This is a genomic window from Actinosynnema sp. NPDC050436, from assembly GCF_040655415.1.
In the GTDB taxonomy this organism is placed as follows: domain Bacteria; phylum Actinomycetota; class Actinomycetes; order Mycobacteriales; family Pseudonocardiaceae; genus Actinosynnema.
Genome location: NZ_JBFAJV010000016.1, coordinates 152163 through 169765, shown reverse-complemented (window position 1 = coordinate 169765; position 17603 = coordinate 152163). Strand labels below are relative to the sequence as shown.

The window sequence follows — 17603 nt, the reverse complement described above, 5'->3', positions numbered from 1 at the left end:
GCGAGCCGCCAAGGATGACGGGTGGTGCGGGTCGTCGTGTCATCCCCGCATGGCCCGGTCAAAGACAACCACCCTTGAGTGGGGTGTGCAAGCGAAGGACGTGCTTGCACACCCCACTCAAGCGCGGTTCGCTGCGCGCGGGCCATACGGGGATGACACGACTTGGTGGGTGGGGTGTGTACGTGGGGCGCGGGGGTGTGCGGGGGGTTAGCGCCTTCTGCCCGACTTGAGTGGGGCCACGTCTGCTCCGTCGTGGGAGCTTCGGCATTCCTCCGGGGTCACCGCTTCTACGGCCAGGGTGAGCATTCCCTTGACGCCGGTGTAGATGGATTCGCCTGCGGAGGCCAGGGAGGTGTGGACGCGGTTCGAGTCGGAGAAGTCGCGTTCGTCCTTGGTGCGCTTCTTCCCGGCCTCTTCCGGCTTCGTCGCGCTGCGGAGGTTGACCTCCAGCCAGGCCGCCACTTCAGCCGGGGTGGTCAGGACCTCTTCCGGGGTGCGTTCGAGGCGTTCCTGCCTCGGCGAGGCGTGGTCCAGGGACGTGTGTTCGACGTAGGCGTGCCAGTGCGTGTTGCGCAGTGACCACGTCTGCTCGACCGGCCAGTCCTCCTCGGTGCCCATGGGGTCATCTTGCCAGGGTCCGCACGTCCAACGTGTGGTCCACCCCCACCGCGTCGGCCATCCTCCGGTCGTGGGTCACCAGCAGGAGGGTGCCCTCGTAGGACTCCAGGGCCTGTTCCAGTTGTTCGATGGCGGCCACGTCCAGGTGGTTGGTGGGTTCGTCCAGCACCAGGCACGTGGTGCCGGCTGCTTGCAGGACGGCGAGGCCCGCTCGCGTCCGCTCGCCCGGGGACAGGGAGGCGGCCGGCCGCAGGACGGCGTCCGCGCCCACCCGGAACTTGGCCAGCAGGGTCCTGACGTCCACCTCGTCCAGGGCCGTGGCGTCCTTGACCACCTGGAGGGTCGGGGTCGTGGTGGCGAAGCGGGCCCGGACCTGGTCCACCTCGCCGACGACGACGCTCCGGCCCTGGCTGCGCTCGCCGCTGTCGAGGGGGAGGCGGCCGAGGAGTGCGGCGAGGAGGGTGGACTTGCCGGAGCCGTTGGGGCCGGTGATCCGCCAGCGCTCGCCCGCGCCGACGGTCAGGTCGACCGGGCCGAGGGTGACCTCGCCCCGGCTGATCACGGCGTCGCGGAGGGTGAAGGCGATCTGGCTGCCCCGGCCCGCCGTGGGCAGGGTCAGGCGCAGCTCCCACGGGTCGCGGGGTTCCTCGACCTCGTCCAGGCGGGCCAGTGCGCGGTCGGTCGTGGTGGCCTTGGCGGAGAGGTTCTCCGCGCCTTCCTTGCGGCCCGCCTTGATGTTGCGGTCGTTCTCCTTGGACTTCGCGTTGCGGCGGACGCCCGCTTTCGACCACTCGCGGGTCTGCCGGGAGCGTTGGACGAGGTTGTCCCGCTTGGCGGCGTACTGCTCGTACTCCTCCCTGGCCTTCGCCTTGGCGTTCGCCAGTTCCGCCACGTAGGCGTCCCAGCCGCCGCCGTAGACGGTGATGCCGTGGGTGAACTCGTCCAGTTCGGCGATCCGGGTCGTCGTCCTGGCGAGGAACTCGCGGTCGTGGCTGACGACGACCACGGCGGCCCGACTGGCGAGGACGTGCGCCTCCAACTGGGCCAGGCCCTCGTCGTCGAGGTCGTTGGTGGGCTCGTCCAGGAGCAGCACGTCCGCCCTGGTGAGCAGGATGCCGGCCAGGCGGAGGCGGGCCGACTGGCCGCCGGACAGCGGGCGCTGCTCGTCCAGGAGCGTGGCCGGTAGTCCCAGCTCCTCGCAGGTGCGCGCGGCCCGTTCGGCGAAGTCGGCCGCGCCCGTGGCGGTCCAGTGGTCGAAGGCGCGTTCGTAGGCGGCCTCGGCACCGGGCTCGCCCCGAGCCAGGGCCCCGGTCGCGGCCTCGAAGCGGCGGCCGGCCTCGGCGACGCCGGTCCGTCCCGCCAGGTGGTCGATCAGCGACTCTCCCGGGTGGACGGTCGCCTCCTGGGTGAGGTGGGCTACCGGGCCGGTGCTGGTGACCGTGCCCCCGTCGGGCGTGAGCTCACCCGCCAGGACCCTGAGCAGGGTCGACTTGCCGACGCCGTTGGGCGCCACCAGACCTACGCGTTGACCTGCGGGGACATCGAGGTCCACCTCCGCGAGAACGGTCCTCGGACCGAACGACAGCGACACGTTCCGGACCGTCAGACGGGACACATTCCCGATCGTCGCGAAAAACCTTGTGATCAGCACCCCAGTTTCCGGGTAGGGCTGTTGCAAGTAGATTGCAGGTACTAGAGAGTTGCAACGAGGGGATAGTCATGGCCCAGTACGTGCTGCCGGATCTCGACTACGACTACGCCGCCCTCGAACCGGCGATCATCGGCGAGATCAACGAGCTGCACCACAGCAAGCACCACGCCGCCTACGTCAAGGGCGCCAACGACACGATCGAGCAGATCGCCGAGGCGCGCGACAAGGACTCCTACGGGTCGATCGTGGGCCTGGAGACGACGCTGGCGTTCCACCTGGCCGGCCACGCGCTGCACCAGGTGTGGTGGAAGAACCTGTCACCCAACGGTGGCGACAAGCCGGTCGGCGAGCTGGCCGCGGCCGTGGACGAGCACTTCGGCTCGTTCGACAAGCTGCGCGCGCAGCTCGGTGCCGCCGCGTCGACCATCCAGGGCTCCGGGTGGGGCATCCTCGCGTGGGAGCCGGTCGGCCAGCGGCTGATCACCCAGCAGCTCAAGGACCACCACTCCAACCTGTCGATCGCCACCACGCCGCTGCTGGTGTTCGACATCTGGGAGCACGCGTACTACCTCCAGTACCGCAACCTCAAGGCGGACTACATCTCCGCCCTGTGGAACGTCGTGAACTGGGACGACGTGAACGCGCGCTTCGAGGCGGCCCGCGCCGGGCAGAACGGGCTCCAGCTCCCCGCGCAGTGATCCGCCCCTGAGTTCGGCGGTGGATGCTCCGACAAGCCCCCACCGCTGGCACGACGAGGCCCCGCTCCCCGGCGGTACGACCGGGAGGCGGGGCCTCGTCTGTTCCCGAACTGACTGCCGCTCCCACCACGAAGCGACGAGACTTAGGTTAGCCTAACTTCTCCTCCAGGGGAAGCCCGGGTTCCCGGAACCGGCGGACCGGGTCAGAGGCGGGCCTTGCGGCGGAGGGTCAGCCGGTGGGTGGGGAGGGTCAGACCACCGCGCTTGGCCAGGACGACGCCGCCAACCAGGGCCGCGACGATCGAGACCGCACCGCCCGCCACCAGGGGGGCGCGGGCCGTGAAGTGCTCGGCCAGCCAGCCCATCACCGGGCCGCCCAGCGGGTTGCCGCCCAGGAACACCAGCATGTAGAGGCCCATGACCCGGCCGCGCATGGCCGGGCTCACGCCGAGCTGCACGGTCGCGTTGGCGGTGGTCGTGAAGGTCATCATGGCGATGCCGACCGGGATCAGCACCGCGCCCGTCAGCAGCAGCGAGGGCATCAGGCCGGCCGCGATCTCCAGGACGCCGAACGCCAGCGCGCCCAGGATGAGCAGGCGCAGCCGGGGCTTGCCCCTGGCGCTGCGGCGCGCGGCCAGGGTCGCGCCGGCCAGGGTGCCCACCGCGAGCATCGTGGACAGCAGCCCGTAGGCGTCCGCGTCGCCGCCGAAGGTGTTGCGGGCGACCACGGCCAGGGTCACGTAGAAGTTCAGGCCGAACGTGCTGATGAAGAACACCAGGAACAGCAGGATCACCAGGTCCGGGCGGCCCCGGACGTACCGGAGGCCCTCGCGGAGCTGGCCCTTCTCCCTCGGCACCGGGTCGCCCCGGTGCAGCTCGGACGGGCGCATCAGGAACAGGCCGGTGATCACGCCGACGAAGCTCACCGCGTTGATCAGGAACACCCAGCCGGTGCCCACCACGATGATCAGGCCGCCGGCCACCGCCGGGCCGACCATCCGGGCCAGGTTGAACGTCATCGAGTTCAGCGCCACGGCGTTGGTCAGCTGGTCGCGGCCGACCATCTCCACCACGAACGACTGGCGCACCGGGGTCTCCACCGCCGAGACGGCACCGAGGAGCAGGCACAGCAGGTAGACGTGCCACAGCTCGGCGACGCCGGTGACGTCGAGCAGGCCCAGCACCAGGGCGCACAGGCCGAGGCCGGTCTCCAGCACCAGCAGCAGCCTGCGCTTGTCCAGCCGGTCGGCCAGGACGCCCGCCCACAGCGACAGGAACAGCGTGGGCGCGAACTGGAGCGCGGCGGCGATGCCCAGGGCGACCGGGGAGCCGTCGGACAGTTCGAGGACCAGCCAGTCCTGCGCGACCCGCTGCATCCACAGGCCCACCAGGGACACGACCTGGCCGGACGCGTAGAGGCGGTAGTTGCGCACCCGCAGCGAGCCGAACATGCGCCGCTTGGCCGGCGGGGGTAGCGCTGTGCCGCGATCGGACTGATCGGTCTCCGCACCACCCGCGTACGCCGGCACCCGTTACTGCCCCGCCATCCTGTCGATGATCCCGGCGGCGCGCGAGAGCACGCCCCGCTCCTCCGGTGTCAGCTCGGCCAGCCGCTTGTCCAGCCACGCCTCGCGCGCCGACACCTCTTCGTTGATGTAGCTCATGCCCGACTCGCTCAGCTCCACGATGGCCTGCCGGCCGTCGGTGGGGTGCGGTCGCCGGGTCGCGAACCCGTACTCCTCCAGCGCCGCGATGACCCTCGTCATCGACGGGGGCTGGACGCCTTCCCGCGCGGCCAGCTCGCCCGGCGTCAGCGGCCCGCACTTGTGCAGCGTGGACAGCGCGGACACCTGGGTGAGCGAGATCGCCGAGTTGATCCGCTGGGCGCGCAGCCGACGGGTGAGCCGGACCACGGCCAGCCGCAACCGGCTCGCCAGCCCTGCCTCCGCGTCGACCTCCGCCACGTAGTTAGCATACCTCACGATCTCTGCACCCATCGTGTGAACTTGCCCATTCAGTTGCCCAGAGCTGCCTGGATGGGGCCGATGGCGAAGTAGACGACGAACGCCGACGCCACCACCCACATCAGCGGGTGCACGCCCCGGGCGCGTCCGGTCATCGCCCGCAGCAGCACGTAGCTCACGAAACCCGCGCCGATCCCGTTGGCGATCGAGTAGGTGAACGGCATGACCACGATGGTCAGGAACGCGGGCAGCGCCACCGAGAAGTCGGTGAAGTCGATCTCCCGGACCTGCACGATCATCAGCGCGCCCACGATCACCAGCGCCGGCGCTGCCGCCTCCACGGGGACCACCGAGTACAGCGGGGTCAGGAACATCGCCGCCAGGAACAGCAACCCGGTCACGACGTTCGCCAGCCCGGTCCGCGCGCCCTCGGCGATCCCGGCCGCCGACTCGACGTAGACGGTGCTGGACGACGAGGAGGACGCGCCGCCCGCGACCGCGCCCAGGCCGTCCACGAACAGGGCCTTGCTCACGCCCGGCAGCTGCCCGTCCTGGCCGATCAGCCCGGCCTCCTTGCCCAGCCCGGTCATCGTGCCGACGGTGTCGAAGAAGTCCGTGAGCACCAGCGTGAACACCACCAGCGCGGCGGTCAGCGCGGGCACCCGCGTCCACGCGCCGAACGACACCTCGCCCAGCAGCGACAGGTCCGGCAGGCCGAGCACCTGCTCGGGCAGGGCCGGGTAGCCCAGGTTCCAGCCGCGCGGGTCGACGCCCCGGGACGGGCCGGCGTGCACCAGCGCCTCCAGCGCGACCGACAGCACCGTCGCGCCCAGCACGCCGATCAGGATCGCGCCCTTCACCCTGCGCGCCACCAGGATGCCGGTGACCACCAGGCCGACCACGAACACCAGCGTCGGCCAGGACGCGATGGACCCGTTGATGCCCAGTCCGACCGGGACGGTCGTGCCGGCCTCGTCCGGCACCCGCCGCACGAACCCGGCGTCGACCAGGCCGATGAAGCAGATGAACAACCCGATGCCGACCGCGATCGCCGCCTTGAGCTCCTTCGGCACCGCGTTGAACACCGCCGTCCGCACGCCCGTCACCACGAGCAGGAGGACCACCAGGCCGTTGACCAGGACCAGGCCCATCGCCTCCGGCCAGGTCATCTTCGGCACGATCGAGACGGCCACGAACGAGTTGATGCCCAGCCCGGTGGCCAGCGCGAACGGGTAGTTCGCCACCAGTCCGAACAGGATGGTCATCACCCCCGCGCACAGCGCGGTGACGGCGGCGACCTGCGACACCGGCAGGATCGCGCCCAGCACGTCCTTCTTGGCCGACGGGTCGTCGGCCGCGAAGCTGCCCAGGATCAGCGGGTTGAGCACGACGATGTAGGCCATCGTCACGAACGTGACCAGGCCGCCGCGCACCTCGCGCCCGACCGTGGAGCCGCGTTCGGAGATCTTGAAGAAGCCGTCGAGCCCGGTGGCCATGCCGCGCTCCCCTTTCCGTGGGCGTTTCCCGAGGACGAGCGCGCCTCGCCCGTCCTCCCGGCGGGTAGCCTGCCCGACGTGGCCGAACAGACCCAATCGCCGCCCGCCCCGCCGCCGCTGCCGGCCCGCCTGGCCGACCCGGTGCCCGCGATCGCCGCCGGCACGGCCCTGTGGCTGCTGGCCTTCCTGGTCGTGCTGGCGTTCTTCCGCGAGCACACCACGCTGCTGTGGACGTGCCTGTCCGGCGGCGTGCTCGGGTTCATCGGCTACGGCGTCTTCCGCTGGCAGCGCTCGGCGGCCCGCAGGGGCTCGCGCACGGCGCAGCAGGGCCTGTCCGACTAGCCGGCGGTCAGTGGACGACGGCCCACGCGCGGGTGGCCGGGTCCACGATGACCGGACGCGCCGTCGCGGCCTCGCGCGTGGCGGCGGCGCACGAGTAGTGGCTGCACCGGTGCTCGACGTCGAACGCGGACCCGTCCGGCAACGGGATGCGCAGCACCACCTCGTGCACGACGTCGTCCGCCCGCTCGGCCCGCACGACGGTGGCCCGGACGCGCGTCCCGGCGGCCTCCAGCGCGGCGGTCTTCTCGGCGTCGTGCGCGACGGAGGCCATCATGCCCCAGACGATCAGCACGGCGAGCGCGCCGCACACGGCGACGATCGCGGACAACCACCAGGAACCGGTCTCCACGACCCCGTAGACGACGGTGGCGCCGACGCCGAGGGCGGTCGCCGCGCCGATGACCTTGGCCCACCCCGCCGACCGCCTGCTGGTCCGCGCAACCTCGGGCGCGCTCTCCGTCATACCGCGATCGTAAAGCGGCACAACACCGTTTCCGTACCACCAGTGGGCGTCAAGCGGCCGAAACGCGCCGCCGCAGGGCGTGCAACGACGCGGCGGAACGCGCGGACCGGACGTCCGCCAGAACGGCACCGGCCCGGTCTGCCAGCGCACCCGCCTCATCGAGCCGCCCGGTGCGCGCGTAGAGGTCGCCCAGGTCGATCATCCGACCCGCACGCCCCCGCGCCCGCTCCGCGCCGAGCCGGGGCAGCAGCCCCTCCAGCCGCCGGACCGCCTCCCGGTCTTCACCGGCGGCGGCCAGCGACCGGGTGATGATCGAGTCGAGGTGGGCGTCGGTGACGAAGCCCAGCCACCCGGGCGTCTCCCCGCCGCGCGCGGCGAGCGCCTCGGCCACGGCCACGTGGCGGAGCGCCCGCCGCTTGTCGCCGCTGTTGGCGAGGTGCCGACCCAGCACCCCGTGCAGGTTCGCCCGCTCCGGCCCGCAGACCCGCTTGTCCGCGAGCGCCGACTCCACCAACGCCGCCGCGTCACGCGGGTGGTCGTCGCCGACCTGCGCCGCCATGTTCAGCACCACGTGCGCCCGGAGGTCCGGGTCGGCCGCCGCGTCCGAGGTGCGCAGGGCGAGCGTGGACAGCCGCCGCGCCGAGTACCCGCGCCCCGCGTCGAAGTGCGTCCACGCCGCGCGGTCGGCCAGCGCACCGACCGCAGCCGACAACGCGATCCTGGTCCGGTCACGCATCGGGGCGTCTAGGAGTCCGACGGCCCAGCGCAGCGCTCCGCTGGAGACGTCGGCGGCGACGCCACCGCCGAACCGGAGGTCCATCGCGGTGTAGACGACCGTGGCGTGCCGAACCGCCTCGACCTCGGACCGCCCGACCCTCCCGGGCGCGTCGGAGGACGCGAGCCCGTCCAGCAGCCGGGTCAACGGTTCGGGCAAGTCCGACCCGGCGAACACGGCAGCGGCTGCCGCCAACAACTCCCGTCTGTTCACGTCCTCACCCAGCCCTCGCGCGTTCAACGCACTCTCGTAGGCAGCCACAAGATCGGGCGGGCGTCGCAGTCCGTCGCCCTACTCGACCACATCGAGTGGTGACTCAATGTAGCGGCTCCATTGCGCTCTGGCACAGAGTGGATGTGGCGCGTGCGGCAACGACGTCGGAGTCGCGTGGGCCCTGCGGGAGTTGGGCGCGGTGGCCCTGCTCGCGGGAGATCTGGACAACGCCGCCACCAAGTTCGCGCGCGCCGACGAGATCTACGCCGAGGCGGCGGGCGATGCGGAGGTGGACCGGGAGCGGGCGGAGTGCCACGTGCTGATGGGGCGCCTGGCCCACCTGCGCGGCGATCCGGAGACGGCTCGGCGGTGGTTCGGCGCAGCGCTGGAACACCTCCCCGCCGACGCCGCCGGCGAGGTCTGGCGGCTCACCCGGGCAATCGACGCGGGCCGGGGGCTTTCGGCGTCCGGGCTGCTGCCGGTAGGCGAGTTCGGGTCGCCGGACTGGGCCCGGTGTCGTACCCCTGTGGTGGAATGAAAAAGGGGTCCCCCGGGCGAGGACCCCTGCGGAGCGTGGGATCTCAGCCGAGCAGGACGGTCGGGGTCGGGTCGGTGATCAGGGCGGCGAAGGCGTGGCGGTCCGGCCAGCGGCCCGTCGCCCAGGCCAGGGCGCGGGCCAGTCCCTCCGGGGTGTCCGTCGCGTGCGGGACCTCGCTGTCGACCCACCACGACACCTCGTGGTTCTCGCCGTCGGACGACACCACCAGCTCGTCGTGCACGACCACCGGCGTGGTCGGCAGGTCCACGCCCAGCAGGTCGCACGCCAGGCGCACCGCGCCCAGCTCCGACCACACCACCTCGTCGCCGTCGCCGACCACCTCGCCGCCGACCTCCTCGGACGCGAGCGGCAGGGCCAGCAGTTCGGCCAGGGCCCCCGCCGAGCCGCCGGCCGCCAGCACCTGGTCGCCGGGCAGCACGCCCAGCAGCCACGGGAGGTCCAGCACGACCACGTCGTCGGCGGGCACGGCCTCGCCGGTCAGCACGCGCACCCGGTCCGGCGGCTCGACGCCCACCGCGTCGGCCACCTCCGCGAGCGCCGCGTGCACGCGCAGCACCAGCGCGTCCGCGAGCGCGCGCGCCGGGTCGCCCAGCCGGGCCAGCAGGTCGGTCACGTCGTCCTCGTCCACGACCTCCAGCGACGTCCGCACCCCGGCCGCCGCCAGCACGTGCGCCGGCAGGTCGACGTCGGGCACCACGTCGTACAGGCCGTCGAGGCCCTCGGCGTCGGGCAGCCGCCACGACCCGAGCGGCACGCCGTCGAGGGTCGCGTAGCGGGCCAGCCACCAGCCGGTGTAGCCGTCCGGTTCGGTGACCGCGCGCCACGTCACCGGGTCGCCGGCCATGAGGCGCAGGGCGTCCGGCCACTTGTCGCGCGCCACCAGGTCCAGGTCGCGGATGCCGCGCACGCGCGAGGGCGGCTCGTCCGCCGCGTCCCACCAGTAGCCCTCGTCGGCCAGGTCGTGGTCGGGTTCGGTCGGCGCGTCGTCCTCGACCACGGTGAACCCGTCCAGCACGCCGACGCCGGCCAGCACCTCGCGCGGCCACGCCGAGGCCAGCTCCGCCGACAGGGTGCCGATCGGGGCGTCGTCCTCCAGCACGGACAGCAGCGGCGAATCGGGGAACGCGAGTTCGTCCGCGCGCCGCCACCCGCCCTCGGCGTCGGGCAGCGCCAGCTCGCCCAGCCAAGGCCGCCCACCGGCCCGCGCGACCAGCGTAAGCACGGTCGTGACCAGCTCGGCGCCGTCCATCGCGGGGTCGTCGAGGCTGCGGTGCACGGACTCGCGCACGGCGTCGGAGTCGAGCAGCTCGGCCGGCCCGGCCTCGGTCGCGCCCAGGCGCAGCAGCAGCGGGTGCACGGCCTCGGGGTGCGCGATCCGCAGCCCGCCCAGGCCGGGCGGCACGTCCGAGGACAGCACCAGCACGCCGCGCGGCGAGCTGACCAGCCGGCCGTCGGCCAGCGGCACGGGCAGCGAGCCCATCTCCTCGCGCGCGGTGGCGTCGACGTCGGCCAGCGGGGCCAGCGCCTGGTAGACCTGCCGCCACCAGGCCGGGTCGCCGCCGACGCCCGCGAGGGCCTCGACCACCTCGGCCACGGACATGCGGGGCACTTCCAGCGCCGCCAGCGCCTTCGCGTGGGCGGGCAGCGTCAGCTCGGCGTCGAGCAGGCCGGGGACGACGTCCTCCAGCAGCTCGACCAGCTCCTCCGAGGGCGCGTCGAGCACCCTCGCCGCCGCCGGCGCGGCCCACTCGCCGCTGGCCAGCGGCAGCCAGGACGCCACCCGCAGCGCGGCGAGCACGCCCTCGCGCAGCCGTCCGTCCACTTCGGACAGCGGGAAGCCGGGCAGCGGCACCAGCGCGGTCCGCTCGACGGCGGGCAGCGCGGTCACCAGGTCCGGGTACGCGGCGGCGGCCCGCTCCAGCACGAACGACGCAGCGGGCCCGACCAGCACCCGCCGCCGGGACGGCTCCACCGGCAGCGTGGCGATCAGGCGCGCGGGCAGCGACAGCTTCTCGTCGGTGGGCGTCGGCGCGTGCAGCACGTCGCCGGACAGCGGCTCGTCCATCGGCCACGCCCAGCACACGTGCCACTGCGGTCGCGCCTCCACGCCCTGGACCAGCGACGCCGGCAGCTCGCCGCCCGCCCGCAGCACCCGCCAGCGCGCGGAGCCGGCCGGGCCGGTGAGCACCACGACGCCGTCGTCCTCGGCGCGCTCCCACGCGTCGGCCCCGACCTCGACCCGGCGCAGGCCGGGCAGCGCCAGCAGCAGGTCGGGCACCTGCTCGGCGAACTCGGCGAGCAGCGCCGCGCCGTCGACCTTGAGCGGCAGCCGCACCTCGGTGTCGAAGCCCTCGGGCAGGTCGGCCTCGTCGGTCGGCCACACCATCCGCAGCACGGGCACGTCGCCGCCGCGCGCGGACGCCAGCTCCGGCACCGCCTGCCGGGTGCGGGACGCGGAGAACAGCACGCCACCGGACGTGGACACGACCCGGGGCGCGTCGGTCACCGCCAGCACGGCCGCGAACCCGACGCCGAACTGGCCGACGGTGTCCGCCGACTTGGCCGACGCGCGCAGCGACGCCAGCGCCGCCACCCCGGCCGGGGTCAGCGGCGTGCCGGTGTTGGCCGCCCGCAGCTCACCGCCCACGACGGACAGCCGCAGCACGCCGGGTTCGGCGCCGGCCGCGTCGGACGCGTTCTGCGCCAGCTCCACCAGCAGCCGGTCGCGGTAGCCGCCCAGCCGCAGGTCCTCCTCGGCGTTGGCGTCCTCGCGGAACCGGGTGGGCGAACCGCGCCACGCGGCGAGCACCGAGTCGCGCAGCGCCTCGGTGCCGAACGGGTCCCGGCTCACCGAGACGTGTCCGGTGCCGTCTCCGGCTCGGCCGCCACGTTCGCCTCGACGTCCAGCACGGCGTCGTCGTAGACCAGGTCGGCCACCGGCACCGAGGGGATGGCCTCCACCTCGACCTCCGAGTGCGCGCCGCAGCCGTACTCGACGTGCACGACGTGGCCGTCCGCCGGCGTCAGCTCGTTCGCGCACACCCCGAACGCCGCGCCGACCGCCCCCGCGACCCGCAGGTAGAAGCCGCACGTGCCGCACCGCGCGGGCGCGCTGCGGGCCATGTCGCTGCGCGGGCCGAAGTCGCCGCCGTGCCAGCGCGAGGCGGCGTCGAGCACGCCCTCGCGGGACAGCACGCGCACCCGGCCGAGCCCGACCTCCAGCGCGACCTCCTCGACCGCCGGGTCGTCGGACCCGACGTAGCCGGGGACCAGCCTCGGGTCGTCCTCGCGCGGCGGGAGCAGGTCGCCGACGCCGAGGTCGCCCGCGCGGACGCGCTCGTGCCACGGCACCCACTCGGGCGCGACCAGCGCGTCGTTGCCGGGCAGCAGCACGACCTCGGACACGGACACGGGCGTGCCCTCGCCGGCGTGGGCGACGGTCACCGCCCACGACCAGCCCCGGTAGCCCGCGCGTTCGGCCTCGAACAGGTGGGTGACCGACGCCTCGTCCTCGGCGAGCACCCCGACGTGGTCGCCGACGGGTTCGGCCCCGGCTTCCTCCTGCGCGGCGGCGCGGGCGAGGGCCACCGCCCCGGAGTCGACGAGCACCGGGTCGGCGAGCACTGGATCGGGCTGCTGGGTCGGCGTGGCGGTCACACGTGGATTGTGCCGCACGTCTGCACGGCCTTGTGCACACGTGCCACCCTTTCGGACGTGCGATGGCTCCCGACGGTCGTGGTCCTCGTCCTCTCGGCGGCGTGCACGGGTGCGCCGAGCGGGCCGGAGCAGCCGGAGAAAACCGAGAAACCGGAGACGCGGGTCGAGGTCGTGGGCACGGTGCCGCACGACCCGGAGGCGTTCACCCAGGGCCTGGAACTGGTCGACGGGGTGCTCTACGAGGGCACGGGCCTGGCCGGCCGGTCCACCGTCCGCCGCGTCGACCCGGCCACCGGCCGGGTCACCCGGCAGGTCGACCTCGCCCCCGAGCTGTTCGGCGAGGGCGTCACCGTGGTGGGTGACAAGCTCTGGCAGCTCACCTGGCAGAACGGCGTGGCCATCCAGCGCGACCGGGAGACGCTGGAGGAGGTGAAGCGCGTCACGTACGAGGGCGAGGGCTGGGGCCTGTGCCGCGACGGCGACCGCCTGGTGATGAGCGACGGCACCGAGGAGCTGCGCTTCCGCGACCCCGTGACGTTCGCCGAGACCGGTCGGGTGACCGTGCGGCGCAACGGCATCCCGCTGGTGCGGATCAACGAGCTGGAGTGCGTCGACGGCCAGGTGTGGGCCAACCTCTGGCAGCAGGACCAGGTCGTGCGGATCGACCCGGCGAGCGGGGACGTGCGGGCGACCGTCGACCTGGCGGGCATCCGCCCGGAGGGCGTGCCGGAGACCGACGTGCTCAACGGCATCGCCAAGGTGCCCGGCACCGACGAGTTCCTGGTGACCGGCAAGAACTGGCCCACGATGTTCCGCGTCAAGATCACGACAGGGTGATGGCGAGCCCGGTCTTCACCGCGTCGAACACGGGCATCGTCTCGTACCGCTTCACGTTCTCGTCGCGCTGGAACAGCAGGTCCCCGAGTTCGCGGCAGCGCCCCATGTCGGCGGTGGACAGCACCACCAGGTAGTCCCAGCGCCCGGCGAGCTCGTAGCACTGCTGCACCTCGGGCGTGGCCCGCATCCGCTCGGCGAACCGCCGGTGGTGGGCGTTGGACTCCCGTTCCAGGGCGACCAGCACGACCGCCAGCATCCCGCCCAGCCGGGCCCCGTCCAGCACGGCGACCTGCCGGGTCAGCAGCCCGCTGGCCCGGTGCCGGTTGATCCGCCGTTGAACGGCGCTGGGCGAGAGCCCGACCAGCTCGCCCAGCTCGTGCAGGGTCAGCCCGGCGTCGCGCTGGAGCTGGTCGAGCAGCCTGCGGTCCACGTCGTCCACGCAAAAATCTTGCGCCATGGCGGGAAAAATTTCAATCGCGTCCACCGCGCCCCGCAATACGGTTCAGGCGTGGACATCGACCTGGAGAACATCGCCAGAGCGGCGAAGACCATCGACCCGGTGTTCCGGGACAGCCCGCAGTACGTGGACGAGCAGCTCTGCGCCGAACTGGGCCGCCGCGTCCTGGTCAAGGTCGAGACGGCCAACCCCCTGCGCAGCTTCAAGGGCCGGGGGGCGGACTTCCTGGCCACCACCCTGCCCGCCGGGCAGCGGGTCGTCTGCGCGTCGGCCGGCAACTTCGGCCAGGCCCTCGCCCACGCCGGCCGCAGCCACGGCTTCCCGGTCGAGGTGTTCGCCTCCAGCGGGGCCGTACCGAGCAAGATCACCCGGATGCGCGCGCTGGGCGCCACCGTCCACGAGGAGGACGGCGACTTCACCCGGGCCAAGGAAGCCGCCCGCCGGCACGCCGAGCGGACCGGTGCGACCTTCGTCGAGGACGGCCGGGACCCCGCCGTCACCGAGGGGGCCGGCAGCATCGCCGTGGAGCTGCTCACCGCCGGCCTGACCATCGACGCGGCGGTCGTCCCGGTGGGCGACGGCGCGCTGATCACCGGGATGGCCCGGTGGCTGAAGGAGCACTCCCCCGCCACCCGGATCGTCGGCGTCTGCGCCGAGGGCGCACCGGCCCTGGCGCTGGCGTGGGCGGGCAGGACCCGCACCGGCCCGGTCGACACCATCGCCGACGGCATCGCCGTCCGCACCCCGGTGCCCGAAGCCGTCCCCCGCCTCCGCGCCCTGGTGGACGACATCGTGCTGGTGGACGACGACGCCATCCGCCGCGCGATGGCGACCGCCCACCGCACCCTCGGCCTGGTCCTGGAACCGGCGGGCGCGGCGGGCTTGGCCGCGATCGCAGCCCACGACATCCCCGGCGAGACCATCACCACCGTGCTCACCGGGAGCAATGTCTGAGACAGGGCGGTGCGCGTGAGGCAGGATTGACCACGTGACGCGTCGACGGCCGGAGGACGAGTCGCGGCGGTACCCGTGGGAAGACGACGAGTACAAGCCGCGCACCCGGCCGTACCCCCACCCCGACAACACCGGACGCACCCGGGACCACCACACCCACCAGCAGCCCGCGCCGCCCCACGGCCACCCGCCGGGCGGACGCCCGCCCGGCGGCGGCCCTCCCGAAGGGCACCCGGAGCCGCCGCGCACCCCGAAGAAGCTCACCGTCACCCGCGTGGCGCTGTGGCGGACCCGGCAGCTCAGCGGCCAGGCGGTGGCCGCGTTCCGCAAGGCCGCGCACGCCGACGGCGCCAAGCAGTCCGGCCTGTCGTCGCTCACCTACGCGGTGATGATGAACTACGCCGCCGACGCCGCGATGGCCGTCGCCCTCGCCAACACCCTGTTCTTCTCGGCGGCCACCGGCGAGAGCAAGGGCAAGGTCGCCCTCTACCTGCTCATCACCGTCGCCCCGTTCGCGCTGGTCGCCCCGGTGATCGGCCCGGCCCTGGACCGGATCCAGCACGGCAGGCGGTTCGCCCTGGCGGCCTCCTGCGTGCTGCGGGTGGTGCTGTCGGTCGTCATGGCGGTGAACTTCGACAACTGGGGCCTCTACCCCGCCGCGCTGGGCAGCATGGTCCTGTCGAAGTCGTTCACCGTGCTCAAGGCGGCCATCACCCCGCGCGTGCTGCCCGACGAGATCACCCTGTCCAAGACCAACGCCAGGATGACCGTCTTCGGGCTGGCCGCCGGCGGCGTGTTCGGCGTGGTCGCGGCCGGTTTCGCCAACATCTTCGGCTCGCCCGGCGCGCTCTGGTTCACCGCCGTGCTCTGCCTGGGCAACGCGTGGCTGTGCCTGCGCATCCCGTCGTGGGTCGAGGTGACCGAGGGCGAGGTCCCCACGTCGCTGCGCGCCCGACCCCGCAGGACCGAACGCCAGACCCTGGGCCGCACCGTCGTGGTCAGCCTGTGGGGCAACGGGGCGATCCGGATGCTGACCGGTTTCCTCATGCTGTTCTCGGCGTTCGTCGTCCGCGCGCAGACCGAGGGCGACGCCTTCCTGCAACTGCTCCTGCTCGGCGCGATCGCCGGCGCGGCGGGCGTGGGCAGCTTCCTGGGCAACGCGGTGGGTGCGCGGCTCCACTTCGGCCAACCCGACCACGTGGTCATCGGCTGCCTGAGCGCGGCCCTGGTCGCCACGGTCGTCGCCGCGATCCTCCCCGGCCTGGTCACCGCCGCCGCCGTGGGCCTGGTCGGCGCGACCGCCAGCTCCCTGGCCAAGGTGAGCCTCGACGCCGTGATCCAGGACGACCTGCCCGAGCAGTCCCGGGCGTCCGCGTTCGGCCGCTCCGAGACCATCCTGCAACTGGGCTGGGTGTTCGGCGGCGCGCTCGGCGTCCTGCTGCCCACCGAGTACTGGGTGGGCTTCACCGTCCTGTCCGGCCTGCTGGCGTGCGGCCTGGCCCAGACCGTCCTGACCAGGCGGGGCAGCTCCCTGATCCCGGGCCTGGGCGGCGACCGCCCCATCCGCCCGACCGCCGTGACACCGTAGGCTCCTGGCCCGTGCGCCGAGTACTGCCGATCCTGCCGATCCTGGTCGTCGCGGGCTGCGCCACGCCGCAGAACCCGGACGTGACGTTCTACGCCGACGGCAAGACTGTGACCGTCCAGCCGACCCAGTACTGCGATTTGAAGTCGGAGAACTGCGACGTGGACCCGAATGCGACCGGCGTCCTGAAGGTCCGGCCGGGCAAGCCGGTCCAGATCTCGGTGCCGGGCGACCTGGCGACGACGGCGTGGTCGGTGAAGTTCACCTACCGCAACGCCCAAGGCGAACAACAGGAACCGCTGCGCAGCAAGCTGTTCACGAAGAACGACCCGAAATACGCATACTCCCTGGTCCTGCCGGAGAAGGACGACCAGTTGGAAAGCGTGGAGGTCCAGCAGTACGGCTCACGAATCGAAGCAAGCCGAACAGGAGCCTACGACTTCGTGGCAAGGGGAACCTGGATCCTCTCGGTGGACGACCGAAAGTAACCAACCCCGGCACCGCCACGCACAACACGGCCCGAAGAGTCGTGTCGTCCCCGTGTGGCCCGCGCGCCGGCGAACCGCGCTTGGCCAGGTCATGCAAGCACGACCTTCGCTTGCACGACCTGGCCAAGGGTGGTTGTCTCCCGACCGGGCCACACGGGGATGACACGACGCCCACCGCACTACCCGTCATCCTTGGCGGCTCGCCCGTCCGGCGAGGACTCTTCATGCAGGAAAGCCCGGCCCGCGCCAAGGCGCGGCCTCCGGCCCCCAACACCATTATCCCACGCACCACCGACATCGCTGATGACAAACAGCTCGGCGACCGCTCCCGCTCCCGCACAGGAGTCTCAGCGACCCCGCCCCGCAGAAGTCGACGTCGACCACAACGCCGACGCCGACTCATCACTCCCGGGTTTTACGGGTCGAGTTCCCGAGCCACCGCGCGCACCACGTCGGCGATCAGCTTCGTGTTCTTGCGCTCCGGGTACCGCCCCCGGCGCAGTTCCGGCTGGACCTTGACCTCCAGCAGCTTGATCATGTCCTCGATCAGCCCGTGCAGCTCCTCGGCCGGCCGGCGGCGGGCCTCGGCGACCGAGGGGGCCGGGTCGATCAGCCGGACGGACAGGGCCTGCGGGCCGCGCCGGCCCTCCGCCATGCCGAACTCGATGCGCTGCCCGGCCTTCAGGCCCTCGACGCCCGGAGGCAGCGCGGATTTCCGCACATACACGTCCTCGCCACCGTCCTGGGTGACGAAGCCGAAGCCCTTTTCCGAGTCGTACCACTTGACCTTGCCGGTCGGCACCGCGCTCACCAATCCTTTGCCAACTACACGACGAACGCGCCCCG

Annotated in this window: 18 protein-coding genes; 7 read left to right on the top strand and 11 right to left on the bottom strand. The window is 72.8% G+C overall.

Going from position 1 to position 17603, the window contains the following annotated elements; all coding sequences use genetic code 11:
• Positions 1 to 207: 207 nt before the first annotated feature.
• Positions 208 to 618: a hypothetical protein gene (locus AB0I60_RS31120; RefSeq protein ID WP_015097984.1), complete on the bottom strand. Its 411-nt coding sequence runs from the start codon at positions 616 to 618 to the stop codon at positions 208 to 210.
• A gap of 4 nt (positions 619 to 622) precedes the next feature.
• Positions 623 to 2233 (bottom strand): ABC-F family ATP-binding cassette domain-containing protein, encoded by a 1611-nt coding sequence (locus AB0I60_RS31115; protein ID WP_360736002.1) that lies wholly within the window; start codon positions 2231 to 2233, stop codon positions 623 to 625.
• Between the two features lie 104 nt (positions 2234 to 2337).
• Between AB0I60_RS31115 and AB0I60_RS31110 the strand changes: the two genes are divergently transcribed.
• Positions 2338 to 2967, top strand: a complete 630-nt coding sequence (locus AB0I60_RS31110) for a superoxide dismutase (RefSeq protein ID WP_360736000.1) — start codon at positions 2338 to 2340, stop codon at positions 2965 to 2967.
• Positions 2968 to 3170: 203 nt separating this feature from the next.
• On the opposite strand, the gene AB0I60_RS31105 is transcribed toward AB0I60_RS31110, so the two are convergent.
• From AB0I60_RS31105 to AB0I60_RS31095, 3 genes are all read right to left on the bottom strand, one after another.
• Entirely contained in the window at positions 3171 to 4418 is a 1248-nt protein-coding gene (locus tag AB0I60_RS31105; protein ID WP_360735998.1) for an MFS transporter, read from the bottom strand.
• A gap of 81 nt (positions 4419 to 4499) precedes the next feature.
• Positions 4500 to 4964, bottom strand: a complete 465-nt coding sequence (locus tag AB0I60_RS31100) for a MarR family transcriptional regulator (protein WP_360735995.1) — start codon at positions 4962 to 4964, stop codon at positions 4500 to 4502.
• A 17-nt stretch (positions 4965 to 4981) separates the two neighbouring features.
• Entirely contained in the window at positions 4982 to 6427 is a 1446-nt protein-coding gene (locus AB0I60_RS31095) for an NCS2 family permease (RefSeq protein WP_360735992.1), read from the bottom strand.
• 78 nt (positions 6428 to 6505) lie between these two features.
• Here AB0I60_RS31095 and AB0I60_RS31090 point away from each other — a divergent pair, with 78 nt between their 5' ends.
• Entirely contained in the window at positions 6506 to 6769 is a 264-nt protein-coding gene (locus AB0I60_RS31090; protein WP_360735990.1) for a DUF2530 domain-containing protein, read from the top strand.
• A gap of 7 nt (positions 6770 to 6776) precedes the next feature.
• On the opposite strand, the gene AB0I60_RS31085 is transcribed toward AB0I60_RS31090, so the two are convergent.
• The gene (locus tag AB0I60_RS31085; protein WP_360735987.1) at positions 6777 to 7232 is read right to left on the bottom strand and encodes a hypothetical protein; all 456 of its coding nucleotides are present in this window, start codon (positions 7230 to 7232) and stop codon (positions 6777 to 6779) included.
• 49 nt (positions 7233 to 7281) lie between these two features.
• Positions 7282 to 8220 (bottom strand): hypothetical protein, encoded by a 939-nt coding sequence (locus AB0I60_RS31080; RefSeq protein WP_360735984.1) that lies wholly within the window; start codon positions 8218 to 8220, stop codon positions 7282 to 7284.
• A 199-nt stretch (positions 8221 to 8419) separates the two neighbouring features.
• Between AB0I60_RS31080 and AB0I60_RS31075 the strand changes: the two genes are divergently transcribed.
• Complete coding sequence (locus AB0I60_RS31075; RefSeq protein WP_360735982.1) at positions 8420 to 8758, top strand: hypothetical protein; 339 nt, start codon at positions 8420 to 8422, stop codon at positions 8756 to 8758.
• A gap of 43 nt (positions 8759 to 8801) precedes the next feature.
• Here AB0I60_RS31075 and AB0I60_RS31070 read toward each other — a convergent pair whose 3' ends face one another.
• Together AB0I60_RS31070 and AB0I60_RS31065 are read right to left on the bottom strand one after the other, a co-directional pair.
• Positions 8802 to 11630: a hypothetical protein gene (locus AB0I60_RS31070; RefSeq protein WP_360735980.1), complete on the bottom strand. Its 2829-nt coding sequence runs from the start codon at positions 11628 to 11630 to the stop codon at positions 8802 to 8804.
• Positions 11627 to 12403, bottom strand: coding sequence for a DUF3027 domain-containing protein (locus AB0I60_RS31065; protein WP_360736026.1), 777 nt, complete (start codon positions 12401 to 12403; stop codon positions 11627 to 11629). The genes AB0I60_RS31070 and AB0I60_RS31065 overlap by 4 nt, the downstream gene beginning before the upstream one ends.
• Positions 12404 to 12493: 90 nt before the next feature.
• On the opposite strand from AB0I60_RS31065, the gene AB0I60_RS31060 reads away from it, so the two are divergent.
• On the top strand, positions 12494 to 13273 hold the full coding sequence (locus tag AB0I60_RS31060) for a glutaminyl-peptide cyclotransferase (RefSeq protein WP_360735977.1): 780 nt from the start codon (positions 12494 to 12496) through the stop codon (positions 13271 to 13273).
• Here AB0I60_RS31060 and AB0I60_RS31055 read toward each other — a convergent pair.
• On the bottom strand, positions 13260 to 13712 hold the full coding sequence (locus AB0I60_RS31055; RefSeq protein WP_360735975.1) for an Lrp/AsnC family transcriptional regulator: 453 nt from the start codon (positions 13710 to 13712) through the stop codon (positions 13260 to 13262). The two genes, AB0I60_RS31060 and AB0I60_RS31055, sit on opposite strands and share 14 nt — an antisense overlap.
• 69 nt (positions 13713 to 13781) lie before the next feature.
• Between AB0I60_RS31055 and AB0I60_RS31050 the strand changes: the two genes are divergently transcribed.
• Genes AB0I60_RS31050 through AB0I60_RS31040 form a run of 3 tightly spaced genes read left to right on the top strand, consistent with a single transcriptional unit; the run spans position 13782 to position 16757 of the window.
• The gene (locus AB0I60_RS31050; RefSeq protein WP_360735973.1) at positions 13782 to 14684 is read left to right on the top strand and encodes a pyridoxal-phosphate dependent enzyme; all 903 of its coding nucleotides are present in this window, start codon (positions 13782 to 13784) and stop codon (positions 14682 to 14684) included.
• 34 nt (positions 14685 to 14718) lie between these two features.
• On the top strand, positions 14719 to 16272 hold the full coding sequence (locus AB0I60_RS31045) for an MFS transporter (protein ID WP_360735970.1): 1554 nt from the start codon (positions 14719 to 14721) through the stop codon (positions 16270 to 16272).
• A gap of 11 nt (positions 16273 to 16283) precedes the next feature.
• Positions 16284 to 16757, top strand: coding sequence for a DUF2771 family protein (locus tag AB0I60_RS31040; protein ID WP_360735968.1), 474 nt, complete (start codon positions 16284 to 16286; stop codon positions 16755 to 16757).
• 415 nt (positions 16758 to 17172) lie between these two features.
• Here AB0I60_RS31040 and AB0I60_RS31035 read toward each other — a convergent pair whose 3' ends face one another.
• Positions 17173 to 17559 carry a cold-shock protein gene (locus tag AB0I60_RS31035; protein ID WP_184691535.1) on the bottom strand — a complete coding sequence of 129 codons (387 nt, stop codon included), beginning with the start codon at positions 17557 to 17559 and terminating at the stop codon, positions 17173 to 17175.
• Positions 17560 to 17603 lie beyond the last annotated feature (44 nt).

What these genes read in the sequence shown, in the direction of transcription:
- AB0I60_RS31120 (WP_015097984.1), bottom strand. Translation starts at nt 618, where the DNA reads ATGGGCACCGAGGAGGACTGGCCGGTCGAGCAGACGTGGTCACTGCGC.
- AB0I60_RS31110 (WP_360736000.1), top strand. Translation starts at nt 2,338, where the DNA reads ATGGCCCAGTACGTGCTGCCGGATCTCGACTACGACTACGCCGCCCTC.
- AB0I60_RS31105 (WP_360735998.1), bottom strand. Translation starts at nt 4,418, where the DNA reads ATGTTCGGCTCGCTGCGGGTGCGCAACTACCGCCTCTACGCGTCCGGC.
- AB0I60_RS31100 (WP_360735995.1), bottom strand. Translation starts at nt 4,964, where the DNA reads ATGGGTGCAGAGATCGTGAGGTATGCTAACTACGTGGCGGAGGTCGAC.
- AB0I60_RS31095 (WP_360735992.1), bottom strand. Translation starts at nt 6,427, where the DNA reads ATGGCCACCGGGCTCGACGGCTTCTTCAAGATCTCCGAACGCGGCTCC.
- AB0I60_RS31085 (WP_360735987.1), bottom strand. Translation starts at nt 7,232, where the DNA reads ATGACGGAGAGCGCGCCCGAGGTTGCGCGGACCAGCAGGCGGTCGGCG.